This window comes from Mycobacterium sp. G7A2, from assembly GCF_041902445.1.
Taxonomy (GTDB): domain Bacteria; phylum Actinomycetota; class Actinomycetes; order Mycobacteriales; family Mycobacteriaceae; genus Mycobacterium.
In genome coordinates, this window is the sequence record NZ_CP169251.1 from 5,817,701 (window position 1) to 5,838,212 (window position 20,512).

At 66.8% G+C, this 20,512-nt stretch carries 17 protein-coding genes; 9 read left to right on the forward strand and 8 right to left on the reverse strand.

Annotation, left to right across the window (positions count from 1 at the left end; genetic code table 11):
- Positions 1-11: 11 nt before the first annotated feature.
- The 8 genes from ACEWX3_RS27635 (at position 12) to ACEWX3_RS27670 (ending at position 8,962) form a co-directional block, all read left to right on the forward strand.
- A complete protein-coding gene (locus ACEWX3_RS27635; protein WP_374158296.1) occupies positions 12-257 on the forward strand; it encodes a type II toxin-antitoxin system Phd/YefM family antitoxin in 246 nt (81 codons plus the stop codon).
- Complete coding sequence (locus ACEWX3_RS27640; protein WP_374158297.1) at positions 254-643, forward strand: type II toxin-antitoxin system VapC family toxin; 390 nt, start codon at positions 254-256, stop codon at positions 641-643. Before ACEWX3_RS27635 ends, ACEWX3_RS27640 begins: the two co-directional genes overlap by 4 nt.
- A 213-nt stretch (positions 644-856) precedes the next feature.
- The gene (mycP, locus tag ACEWX3_RS27645; protein ID WP_374158298.1) at positions 857-2,203 is read left to right on the forward strand and encodes a type VII secretion-associated serine protease mycosin; all 1,347 of its coding nucleotides are present in this window, start codon (positions 857-859) and stop codon (positions 2,201-2,203) included.
- On the forward strand, positions 2,200-3,597 hold the full coding sequence (gene eccE, locus ACEWX3_RS27650; RefSeq protein ID WP_374158299.1) for a type VII secretion protein EccE: 1,398 nt from the start codon (positions 2,200-2,202) through the stop codon (positions 3,595-3,597). The genes mycP and eccE overlap by 4 nt, the downstream gene beginning before the upstream one ends.
- A gap of 25 nt (positions 3,598-3,622) precedes the next feature.
- Positions 3,623-5,218 carry an ESX-1 secretion-associated protein gene (locus ACEWX3_RS27655; protein WP_374158300.1) on the forward strand — a complete coding sequence of 532 codons (1,596 nt, stop codon included), beginning with the start codon at positions 3,623-3,625 and terminating at the stop codon, positions 5,216-5,218.
- On the forward strand, positions 5,215-5,553 hold the full coding sequence (locus ACEWX3_RS27660; RefSeq protein ID WP_221350673.1) for a YbaB/EbfC family nucleoid-associated protein: 339 nt from the start codon (positions 5,215-5,217) through the stop codon (positions 5,551-5,553). The genes ACEWX3_RS27655 and ACEWX3_RS27660 overlap by 4 nt, the downstream gene beginning before the upstream one ends.
- 343 nt (positions 5,554-5,896) lie before the next feature.
- A complete protein-coding gene (locus tag ACEWX3_RS27665; protein ID WP_374158301.1) occupies positions 5,897-6,814 on the forward strand; it encodes a hypothetical protein in 918 nt (305 codons plus the stop codon).
- Positions 6,815-8,152: 1,338 nt separating this feature from the next.
- Positions 8,153-8,962 carry a secretion protein EccK gene (locus ACEWX3_RS27670; RefSeq protein WP_374158302.1) on the forward strand — a complete coding sequence of 270 codons (810 nt, stop codon included), beginning with the start codon at positions 8,153-8,155 and terminating at the stop codon, positions 8,960-8,962.
- A gap of 424 nt (positions 8,963-9,386) precedes the next feature.
- Here ACEWX3_RS27670 and ACEWX3_RS27675 read toward each other — a convergent pair whose 3' ends face one another.
- Positions 9,387-11,033, reverse strand: a complete 1,647-nt coding sequence (locus ACEWX3_RS27675) for an IS1634 family transposase (RefSeq protein WP_374158303.1) — start codon at positions 11,031-11,033, stop codon at positions 9,387-9,389.
- A 538-nt stretch (positions 11,034-11,571) separates the two neighbouring features.
- On the opposite strand from ACEWX3_RS27675, the gene ACEWX3_RS27680 reads away from it, so the two are divergent.
- Positions 11,572-14,226, forward strand: coding sequence for a beta strand repeat-containing protein (locus ACEWX3_RS27680; protein ID WP_374158304.1), 2,655 nt, complete (start codon positions 11,572-11,574; stop codon positions 14,224-14,226).
- A 50-nt stretch (positions 14,227-14,276) separates the two neighbouring features.
- On the opposite strand, the gene ACEWX3_RS27685 is transcribed toward ACEWX3_RS27680, so the two are convergent.
- The 7 genes from ACEWX3_RS27685 to ACEWX3_RS27715 all read right to left on the reverse strand — a co-directional run bounded on the left by ACEWX3_RS27685 (position 14,277) and on the right by ACEWX3_RS27715 (position 20,436).
- The gene (locus ACEWX3_RS27685) at positions 14,277-15,077 is read right to left on the reverse strand and encodes a hypothetical protein (RefSeq protein WP_374158305.1); all 801 of its coding nucleotides are present in this window, start codon (positions 15,075-15,077) and stop codon (positions 14,277-14,279) included.
- A gap of 10 nt (positions 15,078-15,087) precedes the next feature.
- Positions 15,088-16,614, reverse strand: coding sequence for a type VII secretion integral membrane protein EccD (eccD, locus tag ACEWX3_RS27690; protein ID WP_374158306.1), 1,527 nt, complete (start codon positions 16,612-16,614; stop codon positions 15,088-15,090).
- Positions 16,611-17,990, reverse strand: a complete 1,380-nt coding sequence (locus ACEWX3_RS27695; protein WP_374158307.1) for a MinD/ParA family protein — start codon at positions 17,988-17,990, stop codon at positions 16,611-16,613. Before ACEWX3_RS27695 ends, eccD begins: the two co-directional genes overlap by 4 nt.
- Positions 17,991-18,083: 93 nt before the next feature.
- Positions 18,084-18,371: a WXG100 family type VII secretion target gene (locus ACEWX3_RS27700; protein WP_152514892.1), complete on the reverse strand. Its 288-nt coding sequence runs from the start codon at positions 18,369-18,371 to the stop codon at positions 18,084-18,086.
- A 38-nt stretch (positions 18,372-18,409) separates the two neighbouring features.
- Positions 18,410-18,715, reverse strand: a complete 306-nt coding sequence (locus tag ACEWX3_RS27705; protein ID WP_152514891.1) for a WXG100 family type VII secretion target — start codon at positions 18,713-18,715, stop codon at positions 18,410-18,412.
- An 86-nt stretch (positions 18,716-18,801) separates the two neighbouring features.
- On the reverse strand, positions 18,802-20,109 hold the full coding sequence (locus ACEWX3_RS27710) for a PPE family protein (RefSeq protein ID WP_374158308.1): 1,308 nt from the start codon (positions 20,107-20,109) through the stop codon (positions 18,802-18,804).
- Positions 20,110-20,139: 30 nt separating this feature from the next.
- On the reverse strand, positions 20,140-20,436 hold the full coding sequence (locus ACEWX3_RS27715) for a PE family protein (protein WP_152514889.1): 297 nt from the start codon (positions 20,434-20,436) through the stop codon (positions 20,140-20,142).
- Positions 20,437-20,512: the final 76 nt, after the last annotated feature.

The window sequence follows — 20,512 nt, forward strand, 5'->3', positions numbered from 1 at the left end:
GTCTCGTCACCATGGCTTCCGAGAAGGTGTCCAGCACCGAGGCCAAGAACCGGTTGAACGCGCTCTTGGCCGAAGTCGAGCGAACCGGGAAAACGGTGATCATCACCAACCATGGCCGCGAGGTCGCACACTTGGTTCCGGCTCATCCGTCGCCTAGGCGATTCGGCCAACTGCCGAGTCTCAAGGTCCCAGCAGACTTCGACGAGCCTCTACCAGAATCCGAACTCGCGTCGTGGGAAGGCGTCTTGACGACGTGAATGTGCTGTTGGACACGCACGTTCTGCTGTGGCTGATCAGCAAGCCCGCAACCCTCAGTTCCGCAGCACTCGACCAGCTGGCCGATCCGGCGACCTCGGTCTGGGTGAGTGCCGCCTCGGCCTGGGAAGTTTCCATCAAGACGCGTCTGGGCCGGCTCGACGGCGCGACGTTGTTGGCGTCCTGGAATCGACAGCTGGAGGCCATGCGGGTCGCGGATCTCCCTATCGATTCCGAGGACGCTATCCTCGCCGGGAGACTTGCCTGGGATCACCGCGACCCGTTCGATCGGATGATCGTGGCGCAAGCCCTCCGACGAAATCTCACCGTCGCCACGCGCGATGCGAAGATCCGTGCCGCTGCGCTGACCCCGACGTTGGAGATGTGACTGCGCCTCCACCGACGGGCCGGTCGCCGGGGTAGCCGTGCACCCGGCACAGAAAGCGGAACGACCCCCCGCGCGGGCCCCATAAGATTTCCTGGTGCCCACGCCACGTACCCTCGACACCAGTTTCAATGCCACCCGCGGCTGGGTGGCGAGTTTGCTGGTGGCGCACCAGAGCAATGGGCGCCGGTCGGGTGAATCGGGGGGTGACGCCGCGTGCGCCGAATAGGTGCGCTGGTCGCCGCAGTGGCGATGGTCCTGTTGCTGGCTCCACCCGCGGGCGCGATCGAGCCGCCCGTCATCGATGCCGGGGCGGTACCACCTGACGAGACCGGCCCGGACCAGCCCATGGAGCAACGCCGCATCTGTGCGGCTCCGACCGTGTTCCCGGACTCGAACTTCGCCGACCAGCCGTGGGCCAGTGACTACCTGAGACTGGCCGAAGCGCAGAAGTTCGCCACCGGCGCCGGCGTCACCGTTGCGGTGATCGATACCGGGGTGAACGGGTCGCCGCGGGTACCGGCCGAACCCGGCGGCGACTTCGTTGACGCGGCCGGAACCGGCATGTCGGACTGCGACGCACATGGCACGTTGACGGCATCGGTCATCGCGGGACGCCCGGCCCCGACCGATGCGTTCGTCGGCGTCGCGCCGGACGCGCGCATCCTGTCGCTGCGCCAGACCTCTGACAGCTTCTCGCCCGTCGGCGCGCGCACCGACCCCAACAACCCCAACACCACCCAGACTGCGGGCTCTCTGCGCAGCCTGGCTCGCGCCATCGTGCACGCCGCCAACCTGGGCGCGCAGGTCATCAACATCAGCGAAGCGGCGTGTTACAAGCCGACCCGGCGCATCGACGAGCGGGCGGTCGGCGCGGCGATCAACTTCGCCGTCAACGTCAAGGGGGCGGTGGTCGTCGCCGCGGCGGGCAACACCGGTGGCGACTGCACGCAGAACCCGCCACCCGATCCGGCCGTCCCCGCCGACCCTCGGGGCTGGCAGCAGGTGCAGTTGATCGTCTCGCCGGCCTGGTATTCACCGCTCGTGTTGAGCGTCGGGGCGATCGCCCCCAACGGCCAGCCCAGCGGATTCTCGATGCACGGCCCGTGGGTCGGGGCCGCCGCGCCGGGCGAGAACCTGGTGGCCCTCGGCTACGACGGCAATCCGGTGAACGCGCTGCAGGGGGAGGACGGTCCCATCCCGATCAGCGGCACCTCCTTCTCGGCGGCCTATGTCTCGGGGCTGGCAGCGTTGCTGCGGCAGCGGTTCCCCGAGTACACGCCGGCGCAGATCATCAACCGCATCACCGCCACCGCGCGTCATCCCGGAGGCGGGGTGAACAACGTGGTGGGCGCCGGCGTGATCGATCCGGTGGCGGCGCTCACCTGGGATGTCCCGGCTGGGCCGGAGCGGATTCCATACCAGGTCAACGAAGTTCCGCCGCCGGCCTATGTGCCACCGCCGGACCGCGCTCCCATCACCTGGGTGGTCGTCGTGGGTGGTGGGGTGGCTCTGGCGCTGGGGGTCGGGGCGTTGGCACGACGGGCGTTGAGGCGCCGATGAACCGGTTCCTGGCTCTGTTCGGGTTGCGCTTCACCACTGGCCACGCGCTGTGGGCGGCCGTGCTGATCCCGGCGTGTGTGCTGGTGTTCGCCGAGATGGACATGCTGTGGCTGGGCATCACGCTGGCGGTCATCATCGGACTGGCGGCGGTGGTCACGGTCCGCGGACGTCGACTCACCGGCTGGGTGGCGGCACTGTTCGCGTGGCGGCGCCGGCACCGCCAACCCCCGGCAACCCCGTCGGAGCCCGCCGTCGGGGCGACGGTCGTCCCCGGCGATCACGTGGCGTTGCGCTGGCAGGGTGATCACCTGGTGTCGGCCATCGAGCTGATTCCGCGGCCCTTCACCCCCACGGTGATCGTCAACGGGGAGGCGTTCACCGACGACGTCGTGCACACCCGGTTCGTCGAGGAGTTGCTCAGCGCCTACTGCCCGGACCTGGAAGCCGACGTGGTGTCGTCCGGCTATCGCGTCGGGAAGACCGCGCCCGCAGCGTTGGTGGCGCTCTACGAGCAGGTCGTGGGCCCCTACCCGGCTCCGGCTAACCGTCGCACCTGGATCGTGCTGCGTGCCGATCCGGAGCGGACTCGCAGGTCGGCGTTGCGCCGCGACGCCGGGTTGTCGGGGTTGGCGCAGTACCTGGTCGCGTCGACGACACGCATCGCCGACCATCTGGCCAGCCACGGCGTCGACGCGCGGCCAGCGCGGAGCTTCGACGACTACGACCGGGCCACCGAGATCAGTTTCGAACGCGAGACATGGTCGATGATCAAGGGGCGCAGCACGTTCACCGCAGCCTATGTCGCGCCGGGCGGTCCCGATGTGTGGTGGTCAGCGCGCGCCGACCACACGTTGACGCGAGTGCGCGTCGCTCCCGGTGCAGCACCCACCGCGACGGTCCTGTTGACGACGCTGTCCAATCCGTCGACCCCGCGCGGGTTTTCGTGCCTTTACGGCGGACAACGCGCGGCGCTGCTCGGCGAGAGCCCCGTGACCGATCGGCACTACGAGTTGCCGGTGGGCTCGGCCGGCGTGCTCGTCGGAGAGACCGCCGACCGCTACCCGGTGTACATGCCGTTCGACGACGTCGACGTCAGCATCAACCTCGGTGATGCGCGGTTGTTCACGCAGTTCGTCGTGCGCAGCGCGGCGGCCGGTGCGGTCGTCACGCTGGCACCGCAGTTCCGCGAGTTCGCCGGCTACATCAACGCACGGGTCGGCCAGGTGCCCAAGGTGGTCTGGCCGCACTCCACCACCTATCTCGGGGCGCATGCCGGGGTGGGGCAGGTGATGTTACGGCAGAACTACATCGCCACTCCGCGGCACAAGCAGCTGCCGATCCGGCTGATCAATCCGCGTGAGGAGAGCCGCTACCAAATGGTTCTGGAGAGCTGAGGACTCGTGAGGTCGGGGGACACACATGAGCGGTGAGGAACTGCAGGTCGATCCACAGGATCTGCACGGCAAGGCCGCCCAGATTGACGCGTTGTCGTGGCCGAGCCAGGCCGCCCAGCCGCCGCTGATATCGGCTGATGCGCTTGTCATCGCCAGCGTTGCTGTGACGAACCTGCAAGTCAACGCCGACGGTCTGTGGGCTCGGCAGGCGTACGGACAAAAGGAAGGTGAGCGGTTGGCGCAGACGCTGCGCAATGTCGGCGACGCCTACGCCCAGATCGATGAGATGTCCGGTGAGGACATCGACAGTACGATCGGCGGCCCCGCTCCGGCCGGTCCCGGTGCGACGGTCTACCCGAAGCCCGTGGACATCCCGGCACTGCCGTCGCCTGAGGCGATGCCGATCCCCAAGGGGCAGTTGGCCTCTGATCAGGGGTTCATGGACGTCAGCGCGGCCGAGGTCGCACTGGACGCCGGCGACGACGGCGAGTCGTTGCGTGCGGCGGCAGCAATGTGGCGGGCCAACGGGCAGTCGCTGGCGACGTCGGCAGAGGCGTTCGAGGTGAACAGCCTTGACTGGGAGGGGGAGGCCGCCGACGCGGCCTACGGGAAGTTCAACGCCTACCGGGACTGGTTGGTCAGCCTCGCCGAATCGTGGAAGAACCTGGCCGACGAGGCCGACCGGATCGCCTCTGAGCACGACAAGGCCCGCACCGCACACCAGCCGATCGCCGAGGAGTACAAGCGGCTCGAAGAGCAGACCATGGGCAAGCCGCTGACCCCGCAGGTGATGGCGAACCTTGAGCGCATGGCCGAGCTTCAAGCGTCGTCCGAGGAGATCCGGACCTCGTATGCGGCCGGTGCTCAGACCCGTCAGGTCGAGCCGGATGACCCGCCGAGCCCGGTGGTGACCGGAACCCCGGTGACCGCGGAGGATCACCGACGTGCCAGACGGCCCGCCCCGGATGCCGCTGATGCGCGCCAGGCGGGTGCCGGCGCCGGTGGTGGGCAGCCCGGCGGCGCCGGGCAGGCGCCACCCGAGGGGATGCCGCAGGAAGCCCCGGTGTCGCCGATGTCCGCGGCCGAGCAGGCCGGTCAGGCCGCGTCGCAGGGCTCCCCCCAAGGAGGAGGGTCGCCAGGCGGTGGGCAGGGCGGCTCGCCCGGTGGGGCGCCCAGCGGGGGCGCGCCGAGCGGAGCGCCCTCAAGAATGCCGGGGCTGGGCAAGGGAGATCCGAAGCTGCCCACCGATCCGAGCCTGCGGCCTGCCGCGGCTGGCGGTGGCGGCTCTGGTGGCGGAGCAGGCGGCGGTGGGATGCCGTCGTCGCCACTGCAGCCGGCGGTGGGTGCCGAGACAGTCGCCCCGACGCCGGTCACTGCGGCGGGTTCCTCGACAACAGCGCCGGGCGGATCGTCAGGCGGTGGGACGGCCGGCGGCGGCATGGGGGGTATGGCTCCGATGATGGGCGGGGCGCGCGGCGGCGAGAGCGGTGACAAAAAACGCAACCCTCAATTGTCGGAGGATGAAGAGATTTACACCGAGGAGCGGCCGCACACCGAGCCGGTGATCGGGCATCGGCCGCGACGCCGCGGACCGGATGAGTCGAAGAGGGAGTCGCAATGACCGACGACATGCACCCCGAGGTGGCGGCTGTGTTGCGGCAGGCGAAGCGGCTGCAGTCGTTGATGGACGAGCAGCTGGACAAGATGGCCAACGAGACTTTCACCGCCTCGGATGAGACCGAGACCGTCGAGGTGACGCTGAACGGGCACCATCTGCTCACCGATGTCTACATCCAGGACGGGCTGCTGCGGCTGGGTGCCGAAGTCGTGGAGCAGCGGGTGAACGAAGCGCTGCAGAAGGCCAACGAGGCTGCGTCTGCCTCGATCGATGCCGATCGGGAGCGCATCGATGCGGTGGTCGCCGAGATCACGGCGGAGATGCCGAGCGAGTCGTAGAGGCGTCTCGCCTCAAATCGGTGTCCCGGGTGGTCTCGAGCCTCTCGTAAGCTTGTTTGAGCCATGCCGCGCGTGCTCCGTGCGGCTGATCTGGGAGGAATCGGATGGTCAGGCGTGACAGGGGGCAGTTCAAGTGACGACGCCGCCTCCGGGCCCATGGCCGCCACCGCCGCCCGGGCCTGGTCAGCAGCCTCCCGCGTGGGGTCCGCAGCCTCCGTGGGAACCGTCACCGCAGCGCGGCGGGAACCGTGCGAAGTGGATTCTCGGCGGGATCGCGCTCGCCGTTGTAATAGCACTGACGGTGGTCGTCACTTTGTGGGTGACTAAAGATGGGTCGGCGGATATGGCGAATCCCCGGACTGCCACGGCGCCAACCGCCGCACCCCCCAGTTCGTCGATTGTCGCACCCGATATCGCCAGTGCCGATGATGATGGGCCCGCCGAGATAATTACCGAAGACCCCACCTGCGATGCATGGACTCCGATCTCGCAGAAGCTGTTCGATGAACAGCAAAAGGGTTGGGCCGACATCGACCCCTCTATCCCCCAGGAAGAATGGAGTCCTGAGCAGCGTGAAATCGTCGAGAAAGCTGCTCGAGATATGGTTGCAGCGGCTGAGCAAACGACAGTTCTTGCGGCGCGCACGCCACACCGAGTGATGCGGGAAATCTATGAGCAAGCGGTCGCTTATTGGCGCGCTTACGCCGCCGCCCTTCCGGATTACAAGCCAACGGACGACTACCTAGCGTCTGCAGGAAACGGCCTATCCGCTACCCTCAATGCTATCTGCGCAGCGATCGGGTACGAGTCGGCGCCCGCACGCAGCCAACTTCTTCCTCCGTCTATTCCGCCCACCGAGGTTGCACCAGTGGGTAATCCGTTTGATCCAACCCAATTTATCGTGAAGCGGCTCCCCGCTTGCGACCAATGGGACGAATTGGTCGCAAGTTACGGCGAAGCGACGGAGGCGTGGCGGCAAATTTTCGATCCGAACCTCCCCGCCAGTCAGTGGACGCCCTCCCAGCAGGCGTCATCCGCGAATATGGTGACGGTTATGCGCGAGAACGCCAGTTCGATGGAACAGATCGCATTACTAAGCACAAACTTGACGTGGCGCGATTTCGCCGCACTGGCCGCCAATTACCGCCGTGCTTACGTACAGGCCATTCCAACCTATATGCCTTCCGACAATTTTCTCGACAGCGCCTCAACGGCGCTTATGGTTGCAATCGATTCAGCATGTGAAGCGTTAGGCAGTTAGGTGGGCATAGAGAGACTGCCGGTCGAGTTTGTCGATGCCATGACTCAACCCAGCGGATGGCCTGACGTGGACGAGTCCGCCTTGATTCAGCGTGCGGGAACCCTCATATCTCTGAGAAACGAGGCCGGTTGGGTTGTTAGAGATTGGAGAGCGCAGCAAATCAGAGTGTTCAGCGATGGCGTGTGGACCGGAAGCGGCGCTAATGCGGGTGATGCCTCCGTGCAATCCGATATACAGGCCATGGACGTTTTAATTCATCACCTAGGCAAGGCTTTCGCTTACTACAACTGGATTGCCGCCGTAGTTGAAAATGTCAAGATTGCAATCAATTCCAGCCTAGCTGCTGCAGAGGGTGAATTCGCCCGGATACGCGAGGATTCCTCTTTGGATCAGGCTCGCGAACTAGCCGAAGAGATACTTCGCAGAAGGGAGGACCACGAGCGGATCGTTCTAGGGGCGAGCCAACAGATCCCTATGTTCAGTATGTGGAATCCACCCCTAGATTCTGTTCCGCCGTTGACCCCGACCCCACCTAAACAGTCGGAGAGCGGTCGAACCGACCCCACACGTGCACCCCAGAATTTCCAGTCTCTGACGACTACCGCTAACCCCCGCAGTAACTCAGCGCCGAGCCCGACTGTTGCACAGCCAGCCACCGCGCAGGTCCTCAATCCCATGCAGACCGAAACGAACGGGCCTCCATCGATTGCTCCCCGATTGAACGAGCATGCGGCGGCGCCGTCGGCTGCTGCGGGTGGTTCCGCGACGAACAATTCTGGGAGCTACGCCTCTAGCTCTCCCTCGTTGGCCGGCTCGGGTGGCGGTCCGGCCAAGGGGACCACATCATCATTGTCAGCCCCCACGGACGCATCGGTAACTTCGGGTTCGGCGACCTCGCCGGGTACTAACGGAAATCCAATGTCAGGGAAGACTGGCGACGCATCTCCGAAACCCGCGGCCTCGACTGCTAGGCCGATCCAGGCTCAACTAAGCAACTCCTCACAACCACTTGCTTCGTCGTCGCTTGCGAGTCCCCCAACAAATTCGCCGGCACCAACGAGTCAATCCGCCGCCGCGCCGCCCTCCCCAGGTGGCTCGTCCTCAGGTTCAAGCGGCGCAGCTTCCGGAGCCGCGCCCACAGGTGCAGCCCCGGTCGGTGCTGCTCCCGTTGGTGGGTCGGCGGCTGCTCCGCCGCCGGTGCCTCTGGGCCCACCGACCACTCCCGCTCCGCCTGCGCCGCCTGCTGCGGGCACGGCTCCTGCCGCTGCAGGGCCCGGCGTCGCCCCGATGTCGGCGGCCAGTGCCAGTGGCGCCGCGGCAGCCCCGGCGCCGGTTCCCGTGTCAACGGCCCGAGCGGAGCGCGACGCGATCTTGGCCGCCTCCACTCCGGGAGGGCGTAAGGCCGGCGGCGGCGATCCGCTCCAGCGGGCACGCCACATCGGCGCTGCCCTCAACGTCGGTGTGATGGACTTCGGCTTCTTCTGGGTCACCGGCCTCACCGCCGACGGCACGATCGTCGTCGCCAACTCCTACGGGCTGGCTTACATCCCCGACGGGGTGCACTTGCCCGAACACGTGAAGATGGCGACCGCCGACGAGTCGATCTCTCCGGCCGAGCGGGCGACTTGGGCGACCTATCCCATCTTGGCTATCCAGGGTTGGTGCCGCCACCACGACAAGCAGCTGCGCGCCGTCGTCGCCACCGAAGAGCAGTTCGCGAACTTCGATCCCGGAGTCGCCAGAATCGTCCTGACCACCGAGGACATCCCCGATGACGGAACAATGAACGGCCGCAGCCGGTTAGAGGTCATCGCTCCCGACGCTGCGCAACGCCTCAACGCAGTTGCCGACACCGGACTGACCGAACTCCTCCCTCCCGCCGCGACAGACCTAGAACCGCCCGCCGATCAGAGCGCCAAGCTGTGGTTCAACGTTGCGAAGCCGTTGATGAGCACCAGTCCCCAACGGGGCGCAGCGCACCTGCACGCGTTCGTCGCCTACGCCAACCATGCCCAAGAGTTGGCGCTGCACCGAGCGCAAACCGCTTCCGAGCCGGATGCGCAGCGTCACGCCATCACCGACTGGATCTACTGGCAACACCTCGGCGTCCTCATGAATGACGCTGTCGCCTCGGAGGCGCCTGCCTGAGTCCGGCGTACGGCCGTCAACGCTCCAGGAGCACGGCTAGGACACTGTCGCCGTGGAGCTGCAACGCGAGAATGCCCGGGGCCGCCCCATGAATGTCATACCGGTCAACATAAAAATGGGTGCCTCGGTTTTCAAGGTTGAGCCCCCAACCTTGAATTTGGCGCTTCAGATTTCAAGTTTGAGGCCGAAACCCTGAATTTGCATCGTCGCAACTCACGGTTGGCGCAAGAGCCGCAGACCAGCGTTTGGGGTCGTCGTAGCGGACACCGAACGCCCAGTCACGAGCCGGAAGGGCGTGATTTGGAGTGCCTAGGCGTGTTTGATCCGGGCCGGCGGCCTCGCGCTGAATGGTGATCCTGGAACGACAGCGAGGGTCAAGTGTAGGGAATTCCCTATATCCCCACCCCGAGTTGGGTCATTTGGCTTAGTGCCTTGATTTCGTGGGCTTGAGGGCGTCGAGTATCGCCTCGACCTCGGGGTTCAGTGCGGGTGGGTAGGTGGCGATGACGCCGTTGATGTCGATGGTGGCGCTGCGCAGTGGCTTGAGGGTGTGCAGGAACCGTCGCAGTGACAGTCGGGTTCGTGTCTGGACTTCGCGGCTGAGCGCCAGGGCGGTGAACACTATGGTCAGGTGGGCTTCGATGGCGTCGCGGGTGCGGGCGAACATCGGCCGGGCGGCGAGATCGGATTTCGACATCCGGAACGACTGTTCGACTCGCCATAGGTCGTGGTAGCTGGCGATGATCTCGGTTGCGGGCATGAGTGCGACCTCGATGTTGGTGACGTAGCCCTTGAGGCCGACCAGATGGCGTGCCCGCTGCAGGGAGGCCTCGTCGAGTGTGCGGGAGCCGTTTCGAACTGTAACGAATCGCGGTGTGCGGGCGGTCTTGTCGCCGGCGACGACAGCGCGGGCCTTGTGCTCCTGCAGGTTCAGCGTCTTGGTGTCGCGCACTGCGCGTTTGGTCGAGTAGGCCCACACCGCCCGCCACGATTTCGGGTGTGTATTCGGGTTCCAGACCGGTTCGGCTTTGAGTTTCGGGTCGCTACTCTTGGTGTCGGTGCCGCGTTGGTCGCGTGGGGTGATGGTGTCGATGATCTGGCCGTCGGTGAACAAATCACCGTGCCAATGGAAGTGGGATGCCAGATCGCCCGGCGCCTTGGTCACGCGGGATCCGACGATGAACCGCAACCCGGCCTCATCGAGGTCACGCAGGTTCGTGGCCGACAGCATGCCGGCGTCGGCGACGACGACCATGTCGGCGACCTGGTGACGCGTTTGGAACGCTTTCACGATCGGCACGATGGTCAGCGTCTCCGCCTTGTTGCCTTCGAAGCACCCGATCTCCAGCGGGAACCCACGCCTGTCGACCAACAGCCCCACCACGATCTGCGGATCGACGCGGCGCTCCTTGGAATACCCGACTTTACGCAGGTCGTCTTCTTTGTCGGCCTCGAAATACAGGGTCGTGACGTCGTAGAGCACTAGGCTCAGATCACCTGTGGCGCAAGCGGTTTTGAAACATGCGGCGGCGATCTGAGCACGGTAGCCACCCGACGACGCACGACGCAACGTCCGTTTACGTGTCGACAGCGATGCCGATGCGCGGCCCATCTCGGCCAGCACTCGATCAACATCAAGCAGGCTGGTCGGCTCCACCACCCGAGCGATCACCAGATCCCGGTACACTCGATCGTCGACCGCGTCGTCGAAGCCCAGGTCGGCGTACACACCGGCGAGGGCGTCGTAGAGCAGTCCGCTGCAGGACTTCAAGACCTGAGCTCGGGTGACCAGCTGCCGCGGCGCGGGCCCACCACCAGCGTCGGTGAACAGCGTCGCGGCCGGCGGGCCTACCAACTCGGCTTTGACGGCCTTCGGGGTGATTCCCAGATCGAGCTCCCGCTGGGCATCATCGGCCAACAACCGCCGAGCCTCCTCGACGAGTAGTCCCAGTTCAGCGTCATCGCGGGCCGACCCCACATGCCGGACGATCCGCCGGCGGCCGTCGACCGATTCGGCGATCTGAACCGCAGTGGCCCCCGAGGCCGTGCGCACCCGCCGAATCCACACCACCAGCCCGAGCCTACCGAGACGAATTAGTGCCTAGCCGGTGCACTAACTGCAACCATCACCGCAGGTCAACGCATCACCACTTCGAGGGAAAGTCCAATGTGACCCAAGTCAGGTCAAGGTTGAGCCCCCAACCTTGAATTTGGCGCTTCAGATTTCAAGTTTGAGGCCGAAACCCTGAATTTGCATCGTCGCAACTCACGGTTGGCGCAAGAGCCGCAGACCAGCGTTTGGGGTCGTCGTAGCGGACACCGAACGCCCAGTCACGAGCCGGAAGGGCGTGATTTGGAGTGCCTAGGCGTGTTTGATCCGGGCCGGCGGCCTCGCGCTGAATGGTGATCCTGGAACGACAGCGAGGGTCAAGTGTAGGGAATTCCCTATATCCCCACCGTCGTCGACGGCGATAGCGTGGAAGCCCAGCGCATTCGCAGCAAGTTCTCAGGTGCCTGCTTTGGCAGGCGATCCAAGGGGGTCACAGGTGGGTTCGACGGGCAAGCATCGGCTACAGACACCGCCTATAGGCGCCCACCGTCGGATACAGGTGCGGGCCCACTCCCAGAGCATCGGCCGGGTCGGCGGGCTGGCCGCCGCACTCGGTGTGGGGGCTGTGCTGCTCGCCGCGCCCTGGACGGCGGCCGCTGACTCCGATGACGCCTCATCATCGAGCAGCAACGCCAGCTCCTCAGCATCGTCATCCTCGTCGCCTGGGGCGTCCTCGGCCAGAAGCTCCGCCGGTTCCAGCCCCGCCGCTGAGCGGTCCTCCGACACCGACACCGACACCGACACCGACACCGACACCGACACCGACACCGACACCGACACCGATGAGGATGCCGAGGATCTCGGCGCAGAGGTCGACGATGTCGACATTGCCGACGCGGACACTGACGACGCTGACGATCTCGGCACCGACGACGCGGCTGAGGACGAGGTGGACCTCACCGCCCACCTGGACAACTCCGCGGGCGACCTGGCCGAAGTCGAGGTCGCCGACACCGTCCGCGATACCGACGAGGCCCCAGACCCGCAGACGCCGGCAACTCCCACGGAAAGCCCGGTGCTCCCGGTAGCGGTGTCCACGGAGTCGTCGCGACGCTCAGTGCTGGCCCCCGCGGCGGCCGCGGCCGCACAGCCCGCTGCAGCCGCAAAGGTGGACGACTCCGCCGAGGCCCCGCCGACCAAGCCTGCAGCGTTGCAATACGCTCCCGGCACCTTCACCCAGGTCGCCACCACCCTGGTCTCGCAGCAGGTCACCGCAATGACCGCCCCCGCCCCTGCGCCGGCGTCGGCGCAGGCCTCCGCGCTGGTGGGTGTGCTCAGCTGGATCGGCGAACAAATCGGAATCTCCTTCGCCGACTTCAGCGTCTCGATCAATGGAAACCAGATCATCCAGCGAGGCACCGCCGTCGCCATCTCCGACGGCTTCGGCTCTATCGCCATCGCCCGCGGCAACAACGCCGTCGCCACCGCCGAAGGCTGGTTCAGCCGCGCCGTCGTCCGCGGCGACGACTCCACCGCCGATGCCACCGGCGGCAACTTCAACACCGCCCGCGTCTACGGCAACAACAACGACGCTGACGCCACCGACGGCGACTTCAACACGGTGCGGATCGTCGGCGACGGCAACGTCGGCACGGCCAGCGACGGTCGCAGCGTGGCCTACATCCACGGCGACAGCAACACCGCCACCGCAAGTGGGGAGGGCTTCGCGACCGCCGCGATCATTGGTGAAATCAATAACGCCGCAGCGTTTGCCGGGGCGGGGTCGCGAAGTAAATCGGTCATCATCGGCTCCGGCAGTGTCGCCAACTCCGTGGGTCTCGACGGGTCCACGGCGATCGGTCGCATCGTCGGTTCCAGCAGCGACGTCTTGGCGTTCGGCCAAGGAGCTGCAAACTCGACAGGCCTCGTCGTCGGCACGGACAGCTCAGCGAACGCCTCGGCAGAAGCGAACGGTGGTTTCGGCCGGGGCGCCAGTGTCGTTCTCATTGGTGACGAGAACGTCGGTTCGGCTGCGGCCACCGACTCTCGTGCCACGGTCCTGGTGAGCGGCACCGGCAACCATGGGACAGCGGAAGCAACTGACAGCGGCGCCGCTTACGCGCGGGTTATCGGTGACGGCAACACGGCCGATGCCGACGCTTTCGGCGGCATCAGCCGTGCCCTGGCGTTCGGCGACAACGGTTCCGCGGAGGCGAGCGCAGTAGACGGCGTGGCCAAAGCCGTCGCGGGCAGCGAGAGCACCGCAGTTGCCGACACCGACGGCGGCTGGGCGAAATCTGCTGCCTACGACTCCAGCGTCGCCAGCGCCGACAGCACAGACGGCGGCTTGGCCAGCGCCTTCGCCGACGATGACAGCGCCGCCTCCGCCAGCGCTGACGGCGGTCTGGCCAGCGCCGTCGCCATCAACGGCAGCGTCGCCGAAGCCACCAGCGAGATGGGCCGCTCCAGCGCCCTGGCCAGCAGCGGCAGCTCCGCCACCGCGACCGCTTTCGAGGGCGGCACGGCCCGTTCAGTCGCCCGAGATACCAGCTCCGCCACCGCATTCGGCGCCGAAGAAGGCGCAGCCAATTCCGTCGCCCAAGTCAGCAGCATCGCTGGCGCCGTCGCGATCGATCGCAGTCGGGCCACCGTGGATGTGAGCAAAGACTCGGACGGCCTTGCCTATGCCCAGAATGACGGCCGCGCCACGGTCACCAGCGACACCAACAGCTCAGGAAGTGCGGCCGCCGAGAACGGCGCACGCGCTTACGTCACAGTCAGCCGCAGTTCGACCAATGTCTCTGAGGCCGAGGGAGCTGGCAGCGTGGCGTCAGCCACGAACATCGGCGGAAACAGCGTGATCGCCAGTCAGGCGGACAACGGTGGCCGCAGCCGAGGCGTCATCCTCGGCAGCGGCAGCGCCGCCCAGGCGGCCAGCGACGCCGGCCGGGCCGAAGCCACCGTAGTCGGCGACATGAGCGCCGCTCTGGCCGACAGTGTCAACGGCTCGGCCAACGCCATTGCTCTCGGTGAGGACAACCTCGCCGAGGCGGAGGCAACCGACGGCGCCGTGGTCAGCGATCTGGCCACCGACGGCAGTGGTGGAGCGGCGTTGCAAACCGCCATCTTCGAGGTGACTGCACTGGTGACGGTTCTCAAGGCCCAGATCGCCGACAAGGCCATGAACGCCGTCACCCAATACATCAACAGCTGACGGAGACGAAACGACGCGGCGCCCGGCAGGAACCAGGCACGGCGTCAGGGCTACAGATCGATGCCAGGGTCTTCCTCGGCACGCCGATGCCGGCCGCCTGATTCGTCTCGATCAGCGTCCTCACCCTCGGTCTTTTCCTTTGCCTCGGGGGCGCGTTCGGCGTTGGAATCACCGGCCGCCGCACCCTCCTGCACGGACTGCTCCGCGTGAGGTCCTGAGCCAGGCTCGTCCGACCCGGCGGCGTCAGAGAGCTGGCCGGCCTCACCGAACTGGTCGGCCTCGCCGAATTGCCCGACCATCTGCTGCACCTGCTGCCCAACCTGCTGGGCGCCCTGCATCACGCCCTGCGGAGCCGATGTCATCGCGCCCATCGCCTGGGTCGGCATCTGCGACATCTGGCTGGCCATCTGCATCGGCATGCCCATCATCTGACTCATCGGCCCCGAGCCACCCGCTGCCAACCCCGCCGCACCGGCCGTACCGCCGGCAGCGGACGCCGCGGCACCACCGGCGGAGCCGCCCCCACCGGAAAGCCCTTCGGCAGCAGGGAGGTTCTGCATCTCCTGGCTGACCTGCCCGCCCAGCTGCTGATCGGTGGTCAGGTATGCCTCGGCTGCTGAGATGACGTTCTGCGCGGTCTTGGTCGCCTGCGTCTTCACCGCCGGCAACTGCGTGGCGATCGGATCTTCGATGGCGGGAATCTGCAGGTCGATGGCCTGGGTCAACGGATCCGAGCCCACTACACCGAAAGGCGCAGGGGCAGCGGGTATCTGGCTCGCCGAGTACTTCAACTCGTTGCCGGCTGCAGCGAGCTGTTCGGGATCGACCGACAACGGTGGTGGATTGCCCATGCTCAGCCTCCTAGAACCGCAGGTTCCGCAGCAGGTCGTACACCCCGGCGATCCACAGCAACATCGGGATCACCGCAGCGATCGCCGCACCGTCGAGCAGCTCGAGAATGCGTTTGGTGACCGGAGACACCCGCCGGACGCTCTCGGTCGCGCCGACGACGATCACCGCCACCACCGAGACAAGCACGTAGATCCCCAGCACCAGCCAGGCCCGCTCCGGGTACCACAGACACAGTCGGACCATCACGCCTGTGGGAATGGCGATGGCGGCAGCGATCAGCGCCCAGGCACACCACCGTTCGGCATAGAGCCGAGACCGGAACCCGCAGACCACCGTCACCAGCCCCGCGACGATCAGACTGTGCAGGAAGAAATGGCCTTGCACGACAACCGCGATCGACCCGGCCGCCAAGATCGCCGCACCGGCGGTGAGGAACCCGATCAGCAACCGTTTGGCAAGGCGGCTGCGCTCGGTCAGCCGCGCCGCCGAGTCGGGCACCGATGCGATGATCGCCTGCCAGGTCTCGGACTCTTCTGAGGTGTCGGTCGTGGAGACGGGGTCGAGCAGTTCGTCGTTCGACACGGTCTCGCCCGGCGCCGGGATCGGCGGCAACGCGATCCGCGCTACGGCGACCGTCAGTTTGGCCGCGTTCGTGACGACGATCAGACCGAATGCGATGGCCCCGGCCGGCACCCAACTGTCCCAGCCGTAGCCGAACGCGACCGCAGCGACGGTCACCGCCAACGCCATCACCGCGAGGAACGCGGCGACTTCGGCCCGCCGACGTGGTCCACCGCGGGAGGCGAGCACCATCAAGAAGATCAGCGCCCCTGCACCGGCGATCTGCGGCGCGCCGATACTGTCCACGCCCCTTGGCAGCGGTACCGCCAGGGCCACCGCACCGCCGAGGGTGAACAGCGACGCGACCAGCAGGCTCTCAGCCATGTCGAGGCTGTTGAACCTGTTCTGGGCCAATGTGCTTGCGGCCGCGAGGCCCAGCCCGAATGCACCGAGCGCGGCCGCCCACCACCAGTCGCGACCCGTCGCCGACCAGGACAGCATCGTGACCACGGTGACGACCAACGCCACCAACGGCACCATCCACCCCATGAAGCGGTACAGCGCGCGCCGGTCGAATTCCGGGGTCTCGTCGAGGACGGCGATCGCATCGATGACGTCCTCGACCAGCGGCCGGTACCGCTCGGTACGGCTCACCGACACCACCGTCAACAGCGAACCGTCGACCACCCCCGCCTCGTCGAGTGACTCCGTGAGCTTCATCGGCGGGGCACCTGGCCGGGCGAACGACCACACCCCCTGTGCGTTGAAGTCGAAGCCGGCCAGCACGTCCGGTGGGGTGTCGTCGAGGATCTCGGCCAGCACCGACACCGTCTCGTCGACGTAGCTCTCGATCGGCGCAGTCGAGGGCAGCACCAGATCGGTCATCCGCCGCCCGGTCAGGATGGTGACCCGGGTGGTCGACGGACGGCCGGGGGTGACGCTCGGCGAACTGGCCGGGGTCGCCGTGGCGGTCAACGCCGCTCGAGCCTGTCGAAGTCGTCCGACAGCGCGGCCGCCAACTCGACGATCCGACGCTCGAACGTCTTGCCCAGCAGGTCGAGTTGGATCTCGGTGCCGGCCGCGATGTGCTTGTCGAACGGCAACACGATCACCCGACCGGGGGACACATGCCGTTCGAACTGCTGCACGAGGTCGTCGACGTCGATGTTGGGCTTGCCCGGGACGACGTGGTTGATCACCACACAGGAGCGGCCGAGCAGATCCTGATATCCGTTCTGGCGCAACCAGTCCATGGTGATCGCCGCCTGCCGCGCACCGTCGATCGAGGCGCTGGCCACGATCACCAGGCCCGACACCGTCGACAACACGCTGCGCGCCGCCGGCTGGAACAGCCCGGCGCCACAGTCAGCGAGCACGAGGTTGTAGTACCGCGACACGATGTCGGTGGCGCCCTGCCAATCCTCGTCGTTGAACTCGCGACGGGCCGCGCTGTACTCCTCGGAGGAGAGCACCTCGAGGTTGGAGCCGTTCATGCTGGTGTAGGCACGGATGTCGTTGTAGCGGTGCAGCTCCTTGTCGGAGAGCAGATCCGAGATCGTCGCCGCGGACTGCCGGCCGGCCCGGTCGGCGAGGTTCCCGCCGTCGGGGTCGGCATCGATCGCGAGAATGCGGTCGCCGCGCACCTTGCTCAGAGCTGAGCCGAGCGCCACGGTGACAGCGGTCTTTCCGACTCCGCCCTTGAGACCGAACACGCCGATCTGGTACGAATCGCGCGCGTTACGACGAATCCTGGCGTGCAGATCCATCTCGTACATCTCGTCGGGCGAGAGGCCGAGATTGATGCGGGTCATCAGGTAGATCCAGTGCCGCCACCCACGTTGGGAGGGCATCTTGACCGCCGAACGGACGCCGACGTGCGACAGCGCGTCGATCGCGCGGTGGTTACCCATCGACGCCGCGGACGTCGGCGCCGGCTGCGGCGAGGGACGCCAGTCGGCGGCGGGGTCCGCGAAGTGCTGCGACGGTGCCGGTGCGGGCGCGTGGCGGGGGGCAGGCGCCGGGGCAGGCCGCTGTTGTTCGTGGCGTGCCCCCTGCGGCGCGGAGGTCTGGGGCGCACGCATCATCCCGTTGTTGGGAACGTGCTGCGGGCCGGTCGTCTGTGTCGCCGGGATCTGGCTGGTGATCTCGGACTGCCGGGGCGGCGGAGCGGCGGCAGCCTGCGCGCGCGGCTGCGCGATCGGCATGGGCGGTGGGGTCGCGTCGTTGCGCGGCGCAGCCACATGCGAGGACGCGGTGTCCCGGCCGGCTGGCGGGGTGTCGTGCTCTATCTCCTCGTCGGCCGTTCGAACGGCATCCGGGGAGTGGAAGAGCCGGTCGTAGTCGGCCGACATGTGTACCTCTCAGTGTTTCGGCATGGAAAGCGGTGCACGCGGTGGGCGATCCCTTCATCTAAACCGGTCGCCCACCGGCGCGCTCCACCGCGTTTAGGAAAAGGTCCCGATCACGCCCGCTTCGGTGGTTCCCATCGTCGAACCGGCGTTGCTGATGGCCTGAGCCAGGCTCTGCAGGGCCATGTTGAGTTCGTTGGAGTTCGCGTCCCAGCGCTGCTGGACGGCCTGATACGACATCGAGCCGTCGCCGACCCATGCCGACTGCAGGCGGGCGAGCGACCCCTGGCCCTCGTCGAGCAGCCCCGCAGTGCGTCCGACGGCCGCGTGGATCTCGCCCGCGCCGGCCTCGATCGCGCCGAACTCGTAGTTGATCTGTCCCACTTGTGTTCTCCGTTCTCAGTCTCGGTCTCGGGATTTGGCTAGATCTGCATCTGCGACGCGAGGTCGTCGGCGTTGTTCGCGTCGGTGTTGAGGTACGACGATCCGCTGGTGTGGATGTTCTGCGAGATGTCGGTGAGCAGACGGATCTGCTGATTCGACGCCTCGTGGAAACGCAGCAGCGCGGCCTGCGCGGCCTGCCCCGCACCTTCGCTGTGCAGACTCTGCTGCAGCGCCGCTGCTGTCGACTCGACCTGGGCGAGGACGGACTGAAGCTCACCGGAGATCCGGTCGAAGTTCGCCGCCTCCGCCATCAACTGCGGGGTATCCGCATTCACCAATGCCATTGCTGACCTTCTCTCTGTTTACCTGTGCTCCCGCCGACGTCGGCGGGCCCTCCCGACCCAGGCGGTCGGCAAGTCGTGGGGGACGATCACCAGTCGTCCTCGTCGTCCTCACTGAGGTCGTGTTCGAGTGGGGCCGGCGCATTCAGACTTGCCCTGCTGCCGCCGCTTTTCCCCCGTTGGCCGAGCATGCCCATCGGTCCGCCGCCCATGCCGCCACCACCGACGGGGGCCAGTCCTGCCGCGGCCGCTCCCGCAGCCGCGCCGGCACCGACCGATACCGGTGACAAGGTGGGCTGCAGTTCCTTGCCTACCAGGTTCGACATCAGCGGGGTGCGCGCCGCGGTGCCGCCGGCGCCGGGCAGTGACGCGGCCCGGACCAGGCCGGCGCCGCTGGCCGCACCATTGCCGCCGATCGCAGGGTGGTTGGAAAACGGTGTGGCGCCGAGCATTCCGATCTGCGCGCCCCGATCGCCGCCCATCATTCCGCTCATCTGGCCGAACATCGACGACACCTGCTGCAGCGGCTGGGTGAGCTGCTGGAAAGGCTGGGTGACGCCCTGCATCATCTGCTGAGGCAACTGACCGAGCGTGGAGCCGAGCTGCGAAGCCATCTGCATGCCCATCTGGGGCGCCTGCTGCATCATCTGACCCGGGTCGCCCTGCGAGCGGCCCTGATTGGCCGCCTGGTTGACGGCCTGCTCCATGCGGCCCGCCTTGAGGTTGGCTTCCTCGATCTTGCCCTGCCCGCTGACGTGGGTGAACGCCGCATTGCGGACCGCGGCGCTGCCGGCCATCGGGGCGGCGCTGGCCATGCCCATCGACATCGCTGCGCTCGCTGCCCCGGGCAGCACGATCGGTTGGGGAGGAGCGACCGGCTCGAACGTGGCGTTGGCCGTCGTCTCGGCCTGATAGGCGCTCATGACGGTCGCGGCCTGGTCCCACATCCGCACGTAGTCGGCCTCGTTCAGCCCGATCGGCACGGTGTTCACACCGAGGAAGTTGGTGGCCTCGAGGACCCCGTGAGTGACGTGGTTGAGCTCGATCTCCGGCAGTGGGGGCGTCGTGGCCAACGCCGTCGTATAGGAACTGGCCTGCGCCGAGGCCTGCAGCGCGCGCTTCTGCGCCTGCAGTGCGAGCATCCGCAACCACACCACCATGGGCATCGATGCGGTGATGGCCCGCTCGCTGCCCATGCCCTGCCACATCTGGGCCAACGAGGCCAGGCTGGCGGCCAGCTCGTCAGCCTGGGTCTCCAACGAGACCGCCAGCACCTCCCAGCCGGCCGCAGCCTGCAACATCGGCGCGGGCCCCGCGCCTGCCATCAGGCGCGAGGTGTTCACCTCGGGAGGAAACGCTCCCCAGATGGGTGGAATGAAGATGGGTGGAATGGCCATGGCTCACTCGACTCGAATCGGGTGCTCAACTCAGATCAGCGTGGCGCCGTTCTCGCCGTCGACCGCCTGATAGACGCCGGCCACCTCGATCACGGTCGCGCCGGCGCGGGAGATCTCCTCCTGAGCCAGTGCGTTGATGCCGAGCGTCTGCACCCCCTCGGCCATGAACGCCGTCGAGGCCAGCACGGACACCTCGTCAGCACCGGCGGGCGTAAGTGCACTTACTTGTGCAGTCGCCGCAGTTCCCGTTGCCAATCCCCGCGCGCCATTTGCGACGACCTGACCGCCGACCCCCACAGCACCTGCATTGTGGCTCAGTGGTTGCATTTGCTGTTCTCCTCACTCTTGCTAAAGACATGCATGTATTTAGTTACTTGCGCAAACAGCAGCAATTATCTGTGGG